General features: G+C 56.8%; 18 protein-coding genes and 2 tRNA genes. 11 read left to right on the top strand and 9 right to left on the bottom strand.

Features of this window, described 5'->3' with window-relative positions:
• Window positions 1-1560 (bottom strand): tetratricopeptide repeat protein, encoded by a 1560-nt coding sequence (locus B9Z44_RS03290; RefSeq protein WP_233246811.1) that lies wholly within the window; start codon window positions 1558-1560, stop codon window positions 1-3.
• Between the two features lie 122 nt (window positions 1561-1682).
• Here B9Z44_RS03290 and mutM point away from each other — a divergent pair, with 122 nt between their 5' ends.
• Window positions 1683-2498 (top strand): bifunctional DNA-formamidopyrimidine glycosylase/DNA-(apurinic or apyrimidinic site) lyase, encoded by an 816-nt coding sequence (mutM, locus tag B9Z44_RS03285; protein WP_108401703.1) that lies wholly within the window; start codon window positions 1683-1685, stop codon window positions 2496-2498.
• Entirely contained in the window at window positions 2495-3544 is a 1050-nt protein-coding gene (mutY, locus tag B9Z44_RS03280; protein WP_108401702.1) for an A/G-specific adenine glycosylase, read from the top strand. The genes mutM and mutY overlap by 4 nt, the downstream gene beginning before the upstream one ends.
• Here the strand turns inward: mutY and rapZ are convergent.
• From rapZ to B9Z44_RS03265, 3 genes are read right to left on the bottom strand one after another with little or no spacing between them, the layout of a single operon-like run.
• Window positions 3541-4419 (bottom strand): RNase adapter RapZ, encoded by an 879-nt coding sequence (gene rapZ / locus B9Z44_RS03275; RefSeq protein WP_108401701.1) that lies wholly within the window; start codon window positions 4417-4419, stop codon window positions 3541-3543. The two genes, mutY and rapZ, sit on opposite strands and share 4 nt — an antisense overlap.
• Window positions 4416-6089: a DNA repair protein RecN gene (recN, locus tag B9Z44_RS03270; RefSeq protein ID WP_108401700.1), complete on the bottom strand. Its 1674-nt coding sequence runs from the start codon at window positions 6087-6089 to the stop codon at window positions 4416-4418. Before recN ends, rapZ begins: the two co-directional genes overlap by 4 nt.
• Window positions 6086-6982 carry an NAD kinase gene (locus B9Z44_RS03265; protein ID WP_108357941.1) on the bottom strand — a complete coding sequence of 299 codons (897 nt, stop codon included), beginning with the start codon at window positions 6980-6982 and terminating at the stop codon, window positions 6086-6088. The genes recN and B9Z44_RS03265 overlap by 4 nt, the downstream gene beginning before the upstream one ends.
• 39 nt (window positions 6983-7021) lie before the next feature.
• On the opposite strand from B9Z44_RS03265, the gene hrcA reads away from it, so the two are divergent.
• Complete coding sequence (hrcA, locus tag B9Z44_RS03260) at window positions 7022-8023, top strand: heat-inducible transcriptional repressor HrcA (RefSeq protein ID WP_108358446.1); 1002 nt, start codon at window positions 7022-7024, stop codon at window positions 8021-8023.
• Window positions 8024-8028: 5 nt separating this feature from the next.
• On the opposite strand, the gene B9Z44_RS03255 is transcribed toward hrcA, so the two are convergent.
• Window positions 8029-8970, bottom strand: coding sequence for a DMT family transporter (locus B9Z44_RS03255; RefSeq protein WP_108401699.1), 942 nt, complete (start codon window positions 8968-8970; stop codon window positions 8029-8031).
• 47 nt (window positions 8971-9017) lie between these two features.
• Between B9Z44_RS03255 and B9Z44_RS03250 the strand changes: the two genes are divergently transcribed.
• The 7 genes from B9Z44_RS03250 (at window position 9018) to greB (ending at window position 12809) form a co-directional block, all read left to right on the top strand.
• A tRNA-Ile gene (locus B9Z44_RS03250) sits at window positions 9018-9094 on the top strand.
• Between the two features lie 31 nt (window positions 9095-9125).
• A tRNA-Arg gene (locus B9Z44_RS03245) sits at window positions 9126-9202 on the top strand.
• Between the two features lie 195 nt (window positions 9203-9397).
• Window positions 9398-9964: a hypothetical protein gene (locus tag B9Z44_RS03240; RefSeq protein ID WP_146179003.1), complete on the top strand. Its 567-nt coding sequence runs from the start codon at window positions 9398-9400 to the stop codon at window positions 9962-9964.
• A 129-nt stretch (window positions 9965-10093) separates the two neighbouring features.
• Window positions 10094-11071, top strand: a complete 978-nt coding sequence (locus tag B9Z44_RS03235) for a tripartite tricarboxylate transporter substrate binding protein (RefSeq protein ID WP_108358445.1) — start codon at window positions 10094-10096, stop codon at window positions 11069-11071.
• 14 nt (window positions 11072-11085) lie between these two features.
• Entirely contained in the window at window positions 11086-11787 is a 702-nt protein-coding gene (locus B9Z44_RS03230) for a molybdate ABC transporter substrate-binding protein (RefSeq protein WP_108357938.1), read from the top strand.
• Window positions 11788-11797: 10 nt separating this feature from the next.
• Entirely contained in the window at window positions 11798-12229 is a 432-nt protein-coding gene (locus B9Z44_RS03225; protein ID WP_108357937.1) for a hypothetical protein, read from the top strand.
• 13 nt (window positions 12230-12242) lie between these two features.
• Window positions 12243-12809, top strand: coding sequence for a transcription elongation factor GreB (gene greB / locus B9Z44_RS03220; RefSeq protein WP_108357936.1), 567 nt, complete (start codon window positions 12243-12245; stop codon window positions 12807-12809).
• 3 nt (window positions 12810-12812) lie between these two features.
• Here greB and B9Z44_RS03215 read toward each other — a convergent pair whose 3' ends face one another.
• From B9Z44_RS03215 to B9Z44_RS03200, 4 genes are all read right to left on the bottom strand, one after another.
• The gene (locus B9Z44_RS03215; RefSeq protein ID WP_108357935.1) at window positions 12813-15077 is read right to left on the bottom strand and encodes a RelA/SpoT family protein; all 2265 of its coding nucleotides are present in this window, start codon (window positions 15075-15077) and stop codon (window positions 12813-12815) included.
• A 69-nt stretch (window positions 15078-15146) separates the two neighbouring features.
• Complete coding sequence (gene rpoZ / locus B9Z44_RS03210) at window positions 15147-15350, bottom strand: DNA-directed RNA polymerase subunit omega (protein WP_104798901.1); 204 nt, start codon at window positions 15348-15350, stop codon at window positions 15147-15149.
• A 16-nt stretch (window positions 15351-15366) separates the two neighbouring features.
• A complete protein-coding gene (gene gmk / locus B9Z44_RS03205; RefSeq protein ID WP_108357934.1) occupies window positions 15367-15990 on the bottom strand; it encodes a guanylate kinase in 624 nt (207 codons plus the stop codon).
• Window positions 15990-16901, bottom strand: a complete 912-nt coding sequence (locus tag B9Z44_RS03200; protein ID WP_108357933.1) for a YicC/YloC family endoribonuclease — start codon at window positions 16899-16901, stop codon at window positions 15990-15992. Before B9Z44_RS03200 ends, gmk begins: the two co-directional genes overlap by 1 nt.
• A 139-nt stretch (window positions 16902-17040) precedes the next feature.
• Between B9Z44_RS03200 and rph the strand changes: the two genes are divergently transcribed.
• Entirely contained in the window at window positions 17041-17775 is a 735-nt protein-coding gene (gene rph / locus B9Z44_RS03195) for a ribonuclease PH (protein WP_108402788.1), read from the top strand.
• Window positions 17776-17789: the final 14 nt, after the last annotated feature.

Genomic DNA, 17789 nt, shown 5'->3' with positions numbered 1-17789 from the left:
TCACAGTGCCGGTTTGAGGCGTTGCAGGGTTTCTTGCAAGGTCTCGTTGTTCGGTGACGTGCTTAAGCCTTCTCGCCAAATTTGAATGGCCTCGTCTTGACGCTTCATGCGCCACAGCACTTCGCCTAGGTGGGCCGCAATCTCGGCATCAGCACGGCCTTTGTAGGCCTTTTGCAGATAGCTCAAGGCCGAGGTGAGATTGCCCAAACGGAACTCGACCCAGCCCAAGCTGTCCGTGATGAAAGGGTCATCAGGCGCAAAGGTCAGAGCCTTGACGATCAGTTGCTTGGCTTCTGGCAAGCGCAAGTTGCGATCAGCCAGTGAAAATCCTAGCGCGTTGTACGCGTTGTAATAGCTCGGGTTTTTGGCAATCACGGCACGTAAGAGCTTTTCCATCTCGTCGATGCGGTGAAGTTTTTCTGCCAGCATGGCTTGCTCGTACATCAAGTCGATGTCATCGCCGCTGTTGGCGGCGAGCAAGTCAAATGCGGCTTGCCATTGGCTGTGATCCCGTAAGAGTTGCACTTCTGCGAGCAACCGGCTGCGCTGTTCATCCGCATTGTTCGCCGGTAGCTTGGCAATCAGTTCACGCGCTTGGGACATCTTGCCTTGGCGAGCAAGCAGGGTGGCGCGACGTGTTTGCGCTTGCGTGAGACCGCGTGTGCTGTTGTCAGAGGGGGTTTGTGTGGCCAATGCCACATAGCGAGCCAATGAGGCTTCGGCGAGTTTGTCTTGGCCTTGTTCGAATTGCAGCGAACCCAGCACCAACCAAGCATCAGCCAACTTAGGGTCTTTACGCGTGATGGCCTGGAGCTGCTCAGACGCATCGGTGTAACGTTCTAATTCAATCAACACACGCACATAGCTCATGGCCAACTCTGTGCCTTCTTGTCGGCGCAGGGCTTGTGTCACCAAAGCTTCTGCTTCGGACACCTTTTTGCCCATCAACTCCAAAGCCAACAACACGGGGCCCTGGGCCTTGGCGTCGGCGGATTGCCCCTTTTTTGCTGCATCGAGTGCGCCGTCCATGTCGTTGCTGCTGATGCGCATGCGTCCCAATGTGGTCCATGCAGAGGCGGCGGTGCTTGATTGGCTTAAGTAGGGGTCAAGCGCTTGCGTCACCACGCTGGTGGCACGCTTTTTGTCGGTGACGCGTGCGTAGTGGCGAGGAATCAGACTGATCACGGCGTCACGTTCCAGATCCGGCGCCAAGGCCAATTCCTTTTTAAGAGGCTCTAAGCTTTCGGTGACTTGGTTGAGTGCCAACAAAATTTGCAGCACTTGGTTGTTGGCCTTGCGGTCTTGTGGCCAGGCTTGCGACCATGCCCGGGCTGCCATCAAGGCGCCATCGCCCGAGCGGGCTTGTAAGGCAATCTCTACGGCGCGGTCATACAGCTGCACGTCGTTGGACTTGCGAGCCGCATCGAGCAAGAGTGAAAAACCAGCGGCGGGCTCGCCCTGGCGTAAATTGAGTTCGCCCAACAAGATCTCGTACAGCAACTCGCCGGTGATGGCTGAGTTGGGCGCGGCTTGCGAGCCATCGGTTTGTGCGTTCCCCATAACAGGTAGCGCGCACGTGGCGGCTGTTAACAGGGCAAGGCGCAAGGCCCAAAGACGGGCTGCAGGCAAGGGGAATTTCATGCTCGCATCATAATCGCTGACTGTTTTTTCTTAAGTGTGCTATGCCCGAATTACCCGAAGTTGAAGTCACCCGGTTGAGCTTTGCTGATCGCATTGCTGGGGCGCGCATCACGGCGGTTCGGGTGGGCAAGCCACTGCGTTGGCCTTTGGGATGCAAACCTGAAGCGTTGGTGGGGCGCCAGGTGTTACGGGTGCGTCGACGTGGCAAATACCTGCTGGTCGATTTGGATGAAGGGTTGCTGCTGTGGCATTTGGGTATGTCAGGCAGCTTGCGCTTCAGTGATGACCGAAGTCCGCCACAAATGCATGACCACTTCGATTTGGACACAACGCATGGCTTGTTGCGCCTCAATGATCCTCGCCGTTTTGGTGCGGTGGTGTACGCGCCGAGCGAGCAAAGCGCCGAGGCGGTCAAGCTGTTGGGCCACCTAGGCGTCGAGCCATTGAACGGTGGCTTTGAGTTAGAGGCCTTTCAGCAAGGTTTGCGCAAACGCAAAACTGCCATCAAACAAGTGCTGTTGGGTGGCGCACTGGTGGTGGGCGTGGGCAATATTTATGCGTCAGAGGCGCTGTTCTTGGCAGGCATTCGCCCTGCCACACGTGCAGACCGCATCAGTCGCCCACGCGCCGCAAAGCTGCGGTTGGCCACCATTGATGTGTTGGCTCGTGCGGTGAAGAAGGGGGGCAGCACCTTGCGTGACTTCTCAAATGCCGATGGCCAGCAGGGCTACTTTCAACTCGAAGCCCATGTGTATGACCGCGCAGGCGAGCCTTGTCGCGTGTGCGGCACCACCATTCGCCGCATCCAACAAGGCCAACGTTCCACCTATTTCTGCCCCACGTGCCAAAAACCATGACTGCAAAAAACAAAAGCTTTGGCGACACCGTGGTGACGTGGCAAAAAAAACATGGCCGTCACGACCTGCCGTGGCAAAACACACAAGACCCGTATGCCGTGTGGTTGTCCGAAATCATGTTGCAACAAACCCAAGTGGTGACGGTGTGCGAGTACTTCGCACGCTTCATGGCGCGTTTTCCCACGGTGGCTGATTTGGCCGCTGCGCACCAAGACGAGGTGCTGGGCTTGTGGAGTGGTTTGGGCTACTACAGCCGCGCCCGCAACATGCACCGGGCCGCGCAAGACGTGGTGGCTTTGCATGGCGGCGTGTTTCCGCGCAGCTCTGAAACTTTGCAAACCTTGCCCGGCATTGGCCGCTCCACCGCTGCGGCCGTGGCTTCGCTGTGCTTTGGCGAACCGATTGCGATTTTGGATGGCAACGTCAAACGTGTGCTCACACGCTATTTAGGTTTCAAAGAAGACTTGGCTTCATCGCGTGTGGAGAAAGACTTGTGGGCCATCGCCCAAACCATGTTGCCCCAGCGAGATGTGAAGAAGGCCATGCCGCGGTACACCCAAGGTGTGATGGATTTAGGTGCGACCGTGTGTACGCCTAAAAAACCGCAATGTGGGCAATGCCCCGTGGCAGATGCTTGCATGGCCAAGGCGCAAGGTCAGCCCGAAGCGTATCCCGTCAAAACACGCAAACTCAAACGCACGTCAGAGCAGTTGTGGTTGTTGCACGCCGTCACACGCGATGGTGATGTGTGGCTGATGCAGCGCCCACAAAAGGGTGTGTGGGCGGGTTTGTATTGCTTGCCGGTGTTTGAAAGCTTTGACACCTTGCTGGCTGCTTTGCCAGCCAAGTACCACGCGCAGTTGCAGGAGGGCGGGGTGTTCAAACATGTGCTGACGCACAAAGATTTGCATTTGCATCCGGTGCAGCTGAACTTACCCAATACCGTGAAATTGGGTGCTGCGATGGGTGAGGGGCAGTGGGTGGCAGGTGTCGATTGGCCCGCATTGGGGCTGCCCGCGCCTATTCGTAAACTGCTAACGCGTTAAGGCGCAACATCTAATTCGCGGTGACGTTTGAGCGTGACCCACTCAGCGGCAAATCGCTTGGATAGCAACTCCACCAAATACACCGAACGGTGTTGCCCGCCCGTACAACCAATGGCCACCGTCACATAGCTGCGGTGGTCTTGGTTGAGGTCAGGCAGCCAAGTGTTCATGAAATCGGTGATCTGGCTCGCCATTTTTTCTACCGCGCCGTGCTCGGCCAACCAATCGGCCACGGGGGCGTCGCGTCCAGTGAGCGGACGCAAGGCAGGTTCGTAGTGCGGGTTGGGCAGCATGCGCACGTCAAACACATAGTCGGCATGCACGGGGATGCCGCGTTTGAAGGCGAAAGATTCAAACATCAAGGTCAGCTGTGTGGCAGGCGCCGAGATGAGCGACTTGATATAGCCCTGCAACTTGCTGCTGCGCAACAAGCTGGTGTCGATGATGTGTGATTCCTCGCGCAACTCAGACAACAGCTCGCGTTCTAGCTCAATGGCTTCGACCAAATCGCGCTGCTGGTCACGAATCACGTCTTGTCCGTCTTGACGCGACAGCGGGTGACGGCGACGCGTTTCAGAAAAACGGTGTACCAAAATTTCAGTGGTGGCATCCAAGAACAGCAAGCGTACATCCACATCCATCAGGCGCAAATGGGCCAGCTGCGCAGGCACCAAAGGCAATGAGCTGGCGCTGCGCACATCCATCGCAATGGCGACTTTGCCGATGCTTTGTTGCTCTTCCAGCTGAACAAAGGGCAGCAGCAACTCAGGCGGCAGGTTGTCCACGCAGTAGTAGCCTGCGTCTTCCAGTGCGTTCAGGGCCACGGACTTGCCCGAGCCCGACATGCCTGTGATGAGCACCAGTTCTTGTTTCATTGTTTGCCAGTCTTTGCAGAAGTTTGAAGCATTTCACGTGCGTGGGCGAGGGTGGTGTCTGACACCTTTTCGCCGCCCAGCATGCGTGCAATTTCGTTCACGCGTGCATCGTCACTGAGGGCGGTCACTTGACTGGATGTGCCTTGTGCATCGCTGTGTTTGGAGACCACCAAGTGGTGGTCGGCACAGGCGGCGACTTGCGGCAAGTGGGTCACGGCCAGCACTTGGCGGTCAATGCCGAGTTGTTTCATCAACCGGCCCACGGTCTCGGCCACAGCGCCGCCCACGCCTGAATCGACTTCGTCAAAGATGAGGGTTTGCGCCGTGCCTAGTTCGCTGGTCGTCACGGCAATGGCCAAGGCAATGCGCGACAGCTCACCACCCGAAGCCACTTTGCCCACGGGGCGCGGTGTGCTGCCGGGGTGGCCTGCCACCAAGAAGGTGATGCCCTCTAGGCCGCTGGCCGTAGGTTGCTCAGTTTTTTCCAACTGCACCTCAAAGCGGCCGCCTTGCATGCCCAAGCCTTGCATAGCTTGGGTGATGGCGGTGGCTAGCTTGGGCGCAGCTTGTGTGCGAGCTTGCGAAACCTTGCGGGCTTGCGTTTGATACGCCGCTGCGGCTTTGGCTTCTGTGGCCTCAAGGGCTTCGAGGTCTGTGGCGGCATCGAGCTGCGTCAAACGGGTTTTCCACTCAAGGTACAGCGCAGGCAGTTCTTGCGGTGTGCGCTTGAAGCGACGCGCCAAAGACATCCACAGCGACATGCGGTCGTCCAGTGTTTGCAATCGCGCAGGGTCGAGCTCGGTGCGGCTCAAATAGGCGTTGAGCGAATGCGCCACATCGCCCGCTTGTGCAAGGCTAGAGGCCAGCACGTCCACCAGCGCGGTGAATTCGGGCTCCACATCGGTCTGGTCTTGCAGCGTGTCTTGGGCTTTGGTCAACAGGCGTAGTGCGCCGCTGTCGTCGTCTTCTAAGGCTTGGATGGCTGCCTGCGCGGCATCCATCAAGGCTCGTGCGTTCGAGAGGCGGGTGTGCTGGCTGTTGAGCTCATCCCACTCGTCTGCGGCGGGCGCAAGCTTGTCGACCTCGGCAATTTGCCACAGCAAACGCTCGCGCTCTTCTTGCAGTGTGGCCTGCGCGGTGCGCGCCTCGTGCAGGGCTTGGGTGGCTTGGCGCCATTGCGTCCAAGTTTGTGTCAGGCCCTGCAGGTTCACACCGGCATAAGCGTCGAGCAAGCCGCGTACTGCCTCGGGGCGGGTCAGGCTTTGCCACGCGTGTTGACCGTGGATGTCCAGAACCATGTCTCCCAAAGCGCGCAGCTGGGTGGCGGTGGCGGGACTGCCGTTGATCCATGCCCGGCTTTTGCCTTGCGCGTCAATGGTGCGTTTGAGCAGCAGGGGGTCAGTGGCAGTGATGTCAGCAAAACCTTCGTCGTCTAGCCATTGCAAGATGTCGGATCTGGTGTCGAACTCAGCGCAAATCTCGGCACGGGCGGCACCTTCGCGCACCACGCTGCTTTCAGCACGTGCGCCCAGCACCAGTTGCAAGGCGTCAATCAAAATCGATTTGCCAGCACCGGTCTCGCCGGTGAGCGCAGAAAAACCGCTCGACAAGTCGAGATCCAGCTCGCGCACGATCACAAAATCGCGCAAAACGATGTGCTGCAGACTCATGCCACACCCTCGTTCCAGTGCAGTTTTTGACGCAAGGTGTCGTAATAGCTCCAGCCGCGTGGGTGCAAAAAGGTGGCGTGGTAGTTGGAGCGCTTCACCGTGATGCGGTCGCCAATCAGCAGTGATGCGAGTGACTGCATGTCAAAGTTAGCACTGGCGTCACGGCCAGCCACCAGGTCAATCGTCACCTCGCCGGTGTCGGACAGCACGATGGGGCGGTTGGACAGTGTGTGCGGTGCAATCGGTGCCATGACCCAGGCCGGCAAGGACGGGTGCAGCAGCGGGCCGCCGACGGATAGAGAGTAAGCGGTAGAGCCTGTGGGCGTTGCAATGATGACGCCGTCAGCGCGCTGGTTCGCCACAAACCGGCCATCAATGGCGACGCGTACTTCCAGCATGCCGCTGGTGGCGCCACGGTTGACCACCACGTCGTTCAGGGCCAAGGCATTGAACACGCAATGGCCATCGCGCCATACCTTGGCGCGCATCAATGCGCGGCGGTCTTCCTCATAGCCGCCGCCCAGCATGGCGGTCAGTGTGTTTTTGACTTCATTCAAAGGAATGTCAGTGATGAAGCCCAAGCGACCTTGGTTGATACCAATGAGCGGTACGTTGTGTGGTGCCAGTTGGCGGGCGTAGCCCAGCATGGTGCCGTCGCCACCCAGCACAATGGCCAAGTCGCAAGATGTGCCAATTTCTTCGATGCCCATCACCGTGTAGCCACTCAGGCCCGAGCCGGCTGCTGTGTCATGCTCTAGGATGACTTCACAGCCCAGCGTGTGCAAGAACTGCGCAATTTCCTCTAGGGTTTTGCGGGAAGATGGGTTAGCGCTTGAACCCGAGTTCAAGTGGTATTTCCCAAGCAAGGCAATCTGACGAAACTTCGATTTCATAGGCAAATTACATCACTAAAATTCGACAACAGGATGACCATGCTAGACGATCGCGCCAAGTTATTGCTCAAAGCGCTGGTAGAGCGCTACATCGCTGACGGGCAACCCGTCGGATCGCGCACGTTGTCTCGCGCCACGGGCATCGAGTTGTCGCCCGCGACCATCCGCAATGTGATGTCGGATTTGGAGGAGTTGGGCCTCATTGCCAGCCCCCACACCTCAGCAGGGCGCATTCCCACGGCGCTGGGCTATCGCCTGTTTGTGGACACCATGCTCACCGCTGAGCGCAGCCACATGCAAACCCCGACGTTGGCCCCAGATCAGCCGCAAAAAGTGATCGCCAATGCCGCACATCTGCTGTCTGATTTGTCGCATTTTGTGGGGGTGGTGATTGCGCCGCGCCGCAGCTCGGTGTTTCGCCACATTGAGTTTTTACGTCTGTCGGACCGGCGTTTGTTGGTCATCATCGTGTCGCCCGAGGGCGATGTGCAGAACCGCGTGCTGTTCACCGAAACCGACTACTCGGCCTCGCAGTTGGTGGAAGCATCTAACTATTTGAACCACCATTTCGCGGGCATGGCGATTGAGCAGGTGCGCGAAAAACTCTTGGCCGAGGTGGAATCACTGCGGGGCGAAATTGCCACCTTGATGCAAGCCGCGGTGCAGGTAAGCACCGAGGCCTTGACCCAAGCGCAAGACAATGTGGTGGTCAGTGGCGAACGTAATTTGCTGTCGGTGAGTGACTTTTCCAGCGACATGGGCAACCTGCGCCGTGCTTTTGATTTGTTTGAACAAAAAGCACAGCTGGTGCGTTTGCTCGATAGCTCCGCTCAGGCCGAAGGTGTCCGTATTTACATCGGCGGCGAAAGCAAAATCGTGCCGATGGAAGAGCTGTCGGTGGTGAGCGCTCCCTACGAGGTAGACGGCCTCGTGGTGGGTACGCTGGGCGTCATAGGCCCCACGCGCATGGCTTACGACCGGATGATTCAAATTGTGGACATCACGTCCAAGTTGGTGAGCAACGCCCTCAGCCACAAATAGGGCGTTTAAGTTTTTGGCAAACGTACGCCAAACAAAATACCGCAAGTCACCAGGGCAAGACCTGCAATCAAGTTGAGGCTCATCGGTTCATTCAAAAACACCACCGCCCCCAGTGCTGACAAGCCCGGCACCAGCGCCGTGATCATGGTGGAGCGCACGGGGCCATAGTGACGAATCATCACGTTAAAGGTGATGCCTGAAATCACGACAGAACCTACGCCTTGGAATATGGCTTGAAACAACATCTCAGAAACAGGGGCTGTGTCTAAGTGTGTAGGCACCCAGCCTGCGTAAGCGGCCAAACCATAAACCGGCACAAAGCCCACGCAAGAAAAAGCCGTGATGGCGATGGTGGCGCGCACGGGCTCTAGCGCATGGCGGCGTACCAGCACGCTGTAGCAAGCCCAGCAAAAGGCTGCCGACATAAACATCACATCACCTTTCCAAACCTCGCCGCCATCCAATGCTTTGAGCAAACTTGTACCGCCCACCAACATATCGCCCAACACAATGCAAGCCAAGCCCATGGCGCGTGCGCGGGTGATGTGATCGTGTAGCACCACGAGGGCCAAGAGTGATGTCCACAGTGGCAAGCTGCCAGGCATCAGTACAGAAGCGTGTGCTGCAGGCGCAAAGAAAAAACCAGAATAAACCAACATTGCATAAAGCATGCTGCCGAAAAGCCCAGCCAAGACCGTGATGCGCAAGGGCAGTGGTGACAAACCCATCAGCGAACCCACGCGGTCACCCGAATGGCGCTGCGAACGCATCAGCCACCAGCCCCAAGGGAGCAGCACGCATCCCGCGCCGATGATGCGCAGAAAACCAATGTCGAGGGGAAGCAGGTGATGCGCAGCAGAGGCGCGCGCCACGACGATGAACGATGACCAAATCAACACCGTCACCACCGCTGCGGTGAGCCCGAGAGCTCTAGGAGAGAGTTTCATTTGAAGAATGATAGTTTGCATAGCCCCTACAATCTGTCGCTTCGGTTGGGGCGTTAGCTCAGTTGGTTAGAGCAGAGGACTCATAATCCTTTGGTCCACGGTTCAAGTCCGTGACGCCCTACCAAATATCTGTGATATACTTTCGGTTTTCCAGAGCGGCTGTAGCTCAGCTGGATAGAGTACTTGGCTACGAACCAAGGGGTCGTGGGTTCGATTCCTGCCAGCCGCACCAAACGTGAAGTCCTAGAACAGTAATGTTCTAGGACTTTTTCGTTTTTGCAGCTCTTTATGCCGATCTCGCTTGGTGGACATCCGGTGACCGTTTGGTAATTTATTTTCCTTGGGTCGAATTTATATTCATTAGGAATAAGCCAACTGCAAGCTTGGCATATCAATATGACGAAAATTTCTGAAAGAAGGAATTGTCGTGACTTATAAAAACCGGTTTTTCATTGTCTGTACCACGGCAATCGTTTATTTCGTTTTGTATCAAGTTAATTTGATACTGTTTAGCTCGCTCAATTACTCCCACCGAGTGGATTGGGTGTTTTTGCCAAGTGGCTTGCGGTTAACGTTTGTACTTTTATTTGCGCTGGACGGTGCCATCGGCATCATGCTTGCGTCGACCTTATTGACATATTTTCTATATTTCGATGGCAGCTATCTGAACCTTTTGATCGGTGGCTCGCTTGCTGGTTTTGCGCCTTTCATTGCACGGCAAATTGCGATCGATTACTTCAGACTCGATAAAAATTTGTTGAACTTGCGCGCTTTAGGGTTTTTCAAGATATCTGTTTTGTTTGCCATCATCAGTCCGTTGATTCATCAACTTTGGTATTTTTGGATTGGGCGGACCGAGAACTTTCTAACCAGCACCGCCGTGATGATGGTGGGCGATTGGTTTGGAACGGTCTTGGTTTTGGCTTGCTTTGGGCTGATGCTTCCCTGGCTGAAACCAGCCTTAACGTTGATCAAACCGAAGGCGATTGAATAGGCGGATGCCTCATTTTTTGTGTCCGAGGTCGATCGCGATTGCTTTACGTGACTGTGGTTTTTGGCGTTTTCTTCTTTAATGTGTTTGGAAGTGCGAGTCACTTCACAAAAACAAACAGGAGACGTCAGTATGAAAACCATTCGCACGCTGTTCAAGGTCGGTGTGACCTTCGCTTCGTTCTTCGCCACGTTCGCTGGACACGCCCAGCAAGGCTATCCAAACCGCCCCGTCAAAATCATCGTGCCGTTTGCCGCCAGTGGACCGGCTGACAACTACGCACGTTTCATGGCGCAGCGTTTGCAAGACGCCTTAGGGCAGCCTTTTGTGGTGGATAACCGACCTGGTGCAGGGTCAATCATTGGTACCGACGCTGCAGCCAAGGCACCTGCGGATGGTTATACCTTGTTGATGATGTCCAACGCACAAACGGTGAATGAGTCTTTGATTCCGAATAAGCCTTACAACTTGGTCAAAGATTTTGCGCCGATTGCCCCGATTAATTATTCCGATTTGGTCTTGGTGGTCAACCCCAACGTACAGGCCAACTCCTTGCAAGATCTCATCAAACTTGCGCGTGCGAATCCCGGCAAGATGAACTATGCCTCCTCGGGCAACGGCACGCCGTATCACATGGCGGGCGAGCTGTTCAAGTACATGGCCAATGTGCAAATGACGCATATTCCCTACAAGGGCAGTGCCGCTGCGCGAACCGATGTGTTGTCAGGCCAAGTCGACATGATGTTTGACGCGGTCACCACCATGTCTGAAAACATCAAAGCTGGCAAAGTACGCGGACTCGCCACCACGGGGCGTGTACGTTCTGCTGTCACACCTGAACTTCCGACGATGAGTGACGACGGGGTCCCCAAATACGAAGCCGTGATTTGGCTCGGCATGATGGCGCCTGTGGGCACGCCAGAGGCCATCGTGACCAAGCTCAACGCTGAAATCAACAAAATTGTGAACACGCCGGAGGTCAAAGTAACTTGGGCCAAGCAAGGAGCTGTGCCCATGTCGATGTCGGCCCCCGTCTTTGCGAAATATGTCACTGAGGATGTGGCGAAGTGGGCCACGATTGTGAAAGTTTCTGGCGCGAAAGCCGATTGATTCAAGGACGACACATGGAACTGCATATTTTGAGCGGCGGTGCTGCTGCCAGTTTGGTCAATTCGTTGAAGGCTGACTTTGAAGCAGCGCACGGCTGTCAAATTCACGGCACGTTCAGTGCGGTGGGGGCGATGAAAGAGAAGCTGCTCAACGGTGAGCGTTGCGATTTGCTGATCTTGACGCAATCTTTGATGGACGGTTTGATGGCTTCCGGGGAAGTTCGTCCTGGCACTCTGCGTGATCTGGGCGTGGTGAAAACCGGCATTGCGGTTAAGCACGGTAGCCCGCACCCAGCCATTGCCACGCGTGCAGATTTGCAAGCAGCCTTTCGCGCTGCCGAAGGGATTTACTTTCCTGATCCCCAACTCGCAACAGCGGGCATTCACTTTTTCAAAGTGTTGCAAACTTTGGGGTTGGATGTGGAGTTGGCTGATCGGTTTCATACCTTTCCAAATGGCACTACGGCCATGCATGCCATGGCGCAGGCCAAGGGTGCGCATGTGATGGGCAGCACGCAGGTCACAGAAATCAAATACACCCCCGGTATCGATTTGGTTGGGGTGTTGCCCCAAGAGTTTGAATTGGCCACCATGTATGTGTTGGGAATTCCCACGCGTGCGTGTGAGCCCGCACTGGCGCAACAGTTGGCTGATGTGTTGGCCAGTCACGAAACTCGTACCTTGCGCACATCGAGTGGGTTCGAGTTGAGAGACTAAAATTGGCATCATGAAATACCATGCCTCACCCTTATTGTTCTGTATCGCTGCCGTGTTGGCTGGCTGTGCTACGCCGTTGGCCAAGCCTGCGTTTTACCCAAACGCCCATTACCAATATGTGGGCCCAGCCCAAGCCCAGGCTGACACACAAGCGTGCGCCAATTTAGCGCAACAGTCGGATGTGGGTGCTGTGAACAAGGTCGACGCAGGCCGCGCAGCTGCCGCGGGTGCTGCCGGCGTGGGCACAGCAGGCGTTGTGGGCTCGTTGCTCAGTGGCCATAAACCTGATTTGAAAAATATTGCTGCGGGTGCGGCTGCCATTGGTGCGGGTGGCGCCGCCGCCACGGCCGCAGGCCAGTCGGTGGGAGGGAGCAGTTTGTATCGCCAGTTTGTGCAGCAATGTTTGGCTGAACGAGGCTACCAAGTAATTGGGTGGCATTGATTTTTAGCACACCATGAGTCAGGCGTTCACGCGCGAAACCGATGCGGATGATGACGACGACATCACCTTGCCCCCATTGCCTGCAGGCAGCAAGAACTACATCACGCCGCAGGGCTATGCGGTCCTTCGCGCCGAGTTGTTTGAATTGATCGACAACGAACGTCCACGCATGGTTGAAATCGTGCATTGGGCCGCCAGCAACGGTGACCGCTCAGAAAACGGTGATTACCACTACGGCAAAAAACGTTTGCGTGAAATTGACCGTCGTATTCGTTTTCTGACCAAGCGTCTAGAGATCGCGGAAGTCACCGATCCCAGTGTTCATCATGGCAGTGACCAAGTGTTCTTTGGTGCCACTGTCACGTATGTGGATGAGGCCGATGTCGAGCGCACTGTCACCATCCTCGGCATTGACGAGGCGGATAGTTTGAAAGCTCAAGTGACTTGGGTGTCGCCCATCGCACGTGCGTTGCTCAAAGCGCGCGAAGGCGATGTGGTGAAGTTGGTCACGCCGGTAGGTGTGCAAGACGTCGAGGTGGTCGAGGTGCGCTATCCGGCACCAGCCCCTGCGCAAGCTTAAAGCTTAGGCCTCGCGCCCCACGCCAGACACCACGCGTTGCGCTTGCAACACCGACGGCACACGGCGTAGATTGCCCAAAACGGTTTCTAGGTGCGCCTTGTCGCGCACCGTGAAGATAAAGCGTAAATCCGTCGCTTCTTGACCGCTCACCTCATCGGCCATCAATACGTGGGTAATGTCAGCTTCGGCACTGGTGATGGCTGAAGCCACGCGAGCCAGCACACCTTTGCCGTTGCTCACCGTCACCACCACAGCGACTTCAAATGTACGCGTGGGCTCATCTGCCCATTCGACGGCAATGAAGCGTTCGCTGTCTTTGTACTTCAAGCGCTGCGCCACGCCGCATTGGTCGGTGTGTACCACCAAGCCTTCGCCACGTCCCAAGTAGCCCACGATGGCGTCGCCTGGTACGGGGCGACAGCAGGTGGCGTATTGCACGGAAGCGTTTTCGCTGCCATCCACCGTCACGCTGCCTTGCGACACGTTCTCGTGCGCGGTGAAGCGCTCGCGGCTCAGTAGCAAGGCATCAGGCTTGAGGCCTGTGTCTGAGAGCAAGGTGGCCAGACGTTTGGCCACGATGCTGGCCACGCGCTTGCCCAAGCCAATGTCTGTTAACAATTCGGCCTGTGTTTTGCTGCCTGTGAAGTGCAGCAGCTTGTCCCACAGAGACGAATGTTCACCATCGCGGGCTGGCATTTTTTCAATGCCTTCGGCGCGGAGGGCTTGCGCCAATAGTTTCTCACCCAAGCCTTGTGACTCGGAATGGGCCATGGTCTTGAGGTGATGGCGAATCTTTGATCGAGCACGGCCCGTGCGAACAAAGCCCAGCCAAGCGGGGTTGGGCGAAGCGACTGCAGAGGTGATGACTTCGACGATGTCACCACTGCGTAGCTCGGTACGCAGCGGTACTTGTTCGCCGTTGACCTTGCCTGCCATGGTGCGGTCGCCCACATCGCTGTGCACGGCATAAGCAAAGTCGACGATGGTGGCGCCGCGTGGCATCGCCATGATCTTGCTTTTCGGCGTGAACACATAGACGGCGTCTGGGAACAAGTCGACTTTTACGTGATCCCAAAACTCGGTGGCGTCGCGCGTTTCGTCTTGGATGTCCAGCAATGATTGCAGCCACTTGTTGCCCAAGTTGGCATTGGCTTCGTTGCTAGCGCCTTTGTCTTTGTAGAGCCAGTGGGCAGCCACGCCTGTTTCAGCCACCAAGTGCATGGCTTCGGTGCGCATTTGAAACTCCACGTTCAAACCCGATGGCCCGACGATGGTGGTGTGCAGCGACTGGTAGCCGTTGAGTTTGGCAATGGCGATGTGGTCTTTGAACTTGCCCGGCACCGGTTTGTAGATCTGGTGCAGCACCCCCAAGGCGGTGTAGCAGTCAATGACTTCGGGCAGGATGAGGCGAAAACCGTAGATGTCAGTCACCTGCGCAAAGCTCAGGTGCTTGCCATCCATCTTTTTGTAAATGGAATACAGCGTTTTTTCGCGGCCCGAGATGCGCACCTTCAGGCCTGCTTTGGCGAAAGAGGCCTCTACTTCTTGCTCCACCTTTTGCATCAAATCGCGGCGACGGTGGCGGGCTTTTTGAATGGCTTTGCTCAGCACCTTATGGCGCCAAGGCCAGAGGTGTTGAAACGCCAGTTCTTGCAGTTCGCGGTAGGTTTGGTTCAAGCCCAAACGGTGGGCGATGGGGGCGTAAATTTCGAGCGTTTCGTTCGAGATGCGGCCCCACTTGGCACGAGGCATATCGCCCATGGTGCGCATGTTGTGGCTGCGGTCAGCCAGCTTGATGAGGATGACGCGCACATCGCGCGCCATGGCCAACAGCATCTTGCGGAATGACTCGGCTTGGTTCTCTTCGCGGGTGTTGAACTCCAGCTTGTCGAGCTTGGTCAGGCCATCCACCAAATCGGCCACTTGGATACCAAAGCGTTCGATCAAATCGGTTTTGGTGATGCCGCAGTCTTCCATCGCGTCGTGCAGCAGTGCGGCCGACAGGGCTTGTGCATCGAGCTTCCATTCCGCGCATTGCGCGGCCACGGCGATGGGGTGGGTGATGTAGGGCTCGCCGCTGTTGCGCAGCTGGCCCAAATGGGCTTCGTCGGCATAGCGGTAAGCGCGGCGCACCATGTCTAGGCCTTCTGCATTGAGGTAGCCTAGTTTTTCCGTCAACGCAGCAAAGCTCGCCGCTGCCGCATTGGCTGCAGCCGCGCTTCCAGATAGGGAAGCGGGGGGCTTTAACGTGGATTGGGTAACGCTCATACTGTTTACTTTACTCCCAATAAAAAAGCACCGACGCTGCGGTGCTTTTCAGATGGGGAAGACCCCGATTTAGCCGGGTACTTTTTTCAGCATCTCGATGCCGATTTGGCCAGCAGCGATTTCGCGCAAGGCAGTCACGCCTGGCTTGTTTTTGCTTTCAACCTTGGGTGTGTGACCTTGGCTGAGCATGCGAGCGCGGTAAGTGGCGCACAGCACCAACTGAAAGCGGTTAGGGATCTGCTCGAGGCAATCTTCAACAGTGATGCGGGCCATGTGGGTACTCCAGAATTCAGGTGATGTTCAGGGCTTGAAAGATATCAGCCCGAGCCCGGCGCTGTGCCAGGTATTTGAGGCGCTGTGCATGAACGATCGCTTTCAGGTCGAACAAGGCAGTCTCAAACAATTCGTTGATTATAACGTAGTCAAATTCTTTGGCCTGTGCCATCTCGTCTGCGGCGTTTTGCAGGCGCAGGTCAATGATGTCGGGGGCGTCTTCGCCACGGTTGTGCAGGCGAGACTTCAGCTCTTCCCAGCTGGGCGGCAAGATGAAGATCAGCACCGCGTTGGCAAACAGCTTCTTCACTTGAATGGCGCCTTGGAAGTCGATTTCCAAAATCACGTCTGCGCCTTGGGCAATGCGGTCTTCAATGGCTTTGCGCGAGGTGCCATAGCGTTGGCCGTGCACATTGGCCCATTCCAAAAACGCGTTCGATTCAACCATTTGGTCGAATTCAGGCAGCGATACAAAGAAGTATTCGCGGCCATGCTTTTCTTGGCCACGGGGTTGGCGCGTGGTGTGCGATACGGAGGGGCGCACTTTGGCGTCTAGCTCCATCAAGGCTTTGACGAGGCTCGATTTGCCAGCCCCGCTGGGGGCCGCGACCACAAAGAGGTTGCCGGGGAAGTTGTCCATTATTCGATGTTCTGTACTTGTTCGCGGAGTTGTTCGATGAGCACTTTCATGTCCACCGAAATACGGGTCATTTCCATGGTGGCTGACTTCGAGCCCAAGGTGTTGGCCTCGCGGTGCAACTCTTGAATCAGGAAGTCCAAACGCTTGCCCACACCTTCGGCCTTGCCGCCTTTGGCTAGCAAGTCGTCCATCTCGTCAAAGTGCGACACCAAACGGGTCAGCTCTTCGGCCACGTCAATGCGAATGGCAAAGGATGTGGCTTCGGTCAACGCGCGGTCTTGCGCGGCTTCGGGCAGGGCCGTGCCTTCGGTCAAGGCCATGGCTTCGCGCCAACGCTCTAAGAAGCGCAAGCGTTGTTGTTCGACCAGCTGGGGCACCAGCGGCGCGGCCTGTGTGGCCAGCACGCGCAATTGGCCAATGCGTTCGCGCAGGGTTTGGGCCAAACGTGCGCCTTCGCGTTCGCGGGCGTCGCTCAGTTGGGTCAGGGTGGTTTGGGCCAGCTTGAGCACCGCAGGGCCAATGTCGGCGGGCGCAGCAGATTGGGCCGTGGCCAAGCGCAGCACATCGGCCACCGACAGGCCATTGGCTTTGGGCAAGTGAGCGTGTATCAGCTCTTGCAGGCCCAGCAGGCGTTGCAGCAGGGCAGGGGTGGGCTCGGCAAAGCTGGTGTCAGCCGTGCTTTCAATGTTGGCGCGCACCTCGACTTTGCCGCGTTTGAGGTGTTTGGTCACCAGCTCGCGCATGGCCGCTTCGTGCTGGCGCAGCTCTTCGGGCATCTTGAATGTCAGGTCCAGAAAGCGGCTGTTGACCGAGCGAATCTCTAGCCCCAAGCGCAGGGCTGGGCTGTTGGCGGTGTCAGAAGTCAGCTCGGTTTGCGCACTGGCATAACCGGTCATGCTGTAAATGGGCATGGGGTGGCGTTTCGTATCAAAGACGAGATTATCTCAGGCTCTCAGCCGCACTTTTGGACGCGGGCAGGGGCTATGCAGATTGGCCGACAATTGACGGTTTACCGAACCCCTTAAACGCTTGATTCAAAGCTATAAAAAAATGACCAGCACCTTGCCCGCCTCTCGCCACACCCGTGCTGCCGACCAACTGCGCCCCGTGCGCATCACCCGTCACTTCACCATGCATGCCGAAGGCTCGGTGCTGATTGAGTTTGGCCACACCAAGGTGCTGTGCACCGCCTCCGTGGAAGAAAAAGTGCCTGGCCACAAAAAAGGCTCAGGCGAAGGCTGGGTCACCGCTGAATACGGCATGTTGCCCCGCGCCACCCACACCCGCAGCGACCGCGAAGCCGCACGCGGCAAGCAATCAGGCCGTACCCAAGAAATTCAGCGTCTCATTGGCCGCTCCATGCGCGCGGTGTTTGATCTGAAGAAGCTCGGCGAGCGTACCATCCATTTGGACTGCGACGTGTTGCAAGCCGACGGCGGCACACGCACCGCCAGCATCACCGGCGCGTTTGTGGCCGCGCAAGACGCGGTGAATAAGCTGATTGCCGCAGGCAAACTGACCGAGAGCCCCATCACCCAAGGCGTGGCCGCGATTTCGGTGGGCATGTTGGGCGATTTGCCCTTGCTCGATTTGGAATACACCGAAGACTCCACCTGCGACACCGACATGAACGTGGTCATGACCAGCGCAGGCCACTATGTGGAAGTGCAGGGCACCGCCGAAGGCCTGCCTTTCACCCGCGATCAAATGAACGCCTTGTTGGCCTTGGCCGAAAAAGGCGTGCGCGAACTCATCGCCATGCAGCAAGAAGCCTTGCAATCTTGATTCATCACCTCGGC

It is taken from the genome of Limnohabitans curvus (assembly GCF_003063475.1).
Classification (GTDB): Bacteria; Pseudomonadota; Gammaproteobacteria; order Burkholderiales; family Burkholderiaceae_C; genus Limnohabitans; species Limnohabitans curvus.
This window is presented reverse-complemented; position numbering and strand designations above follow the sequence as displayed.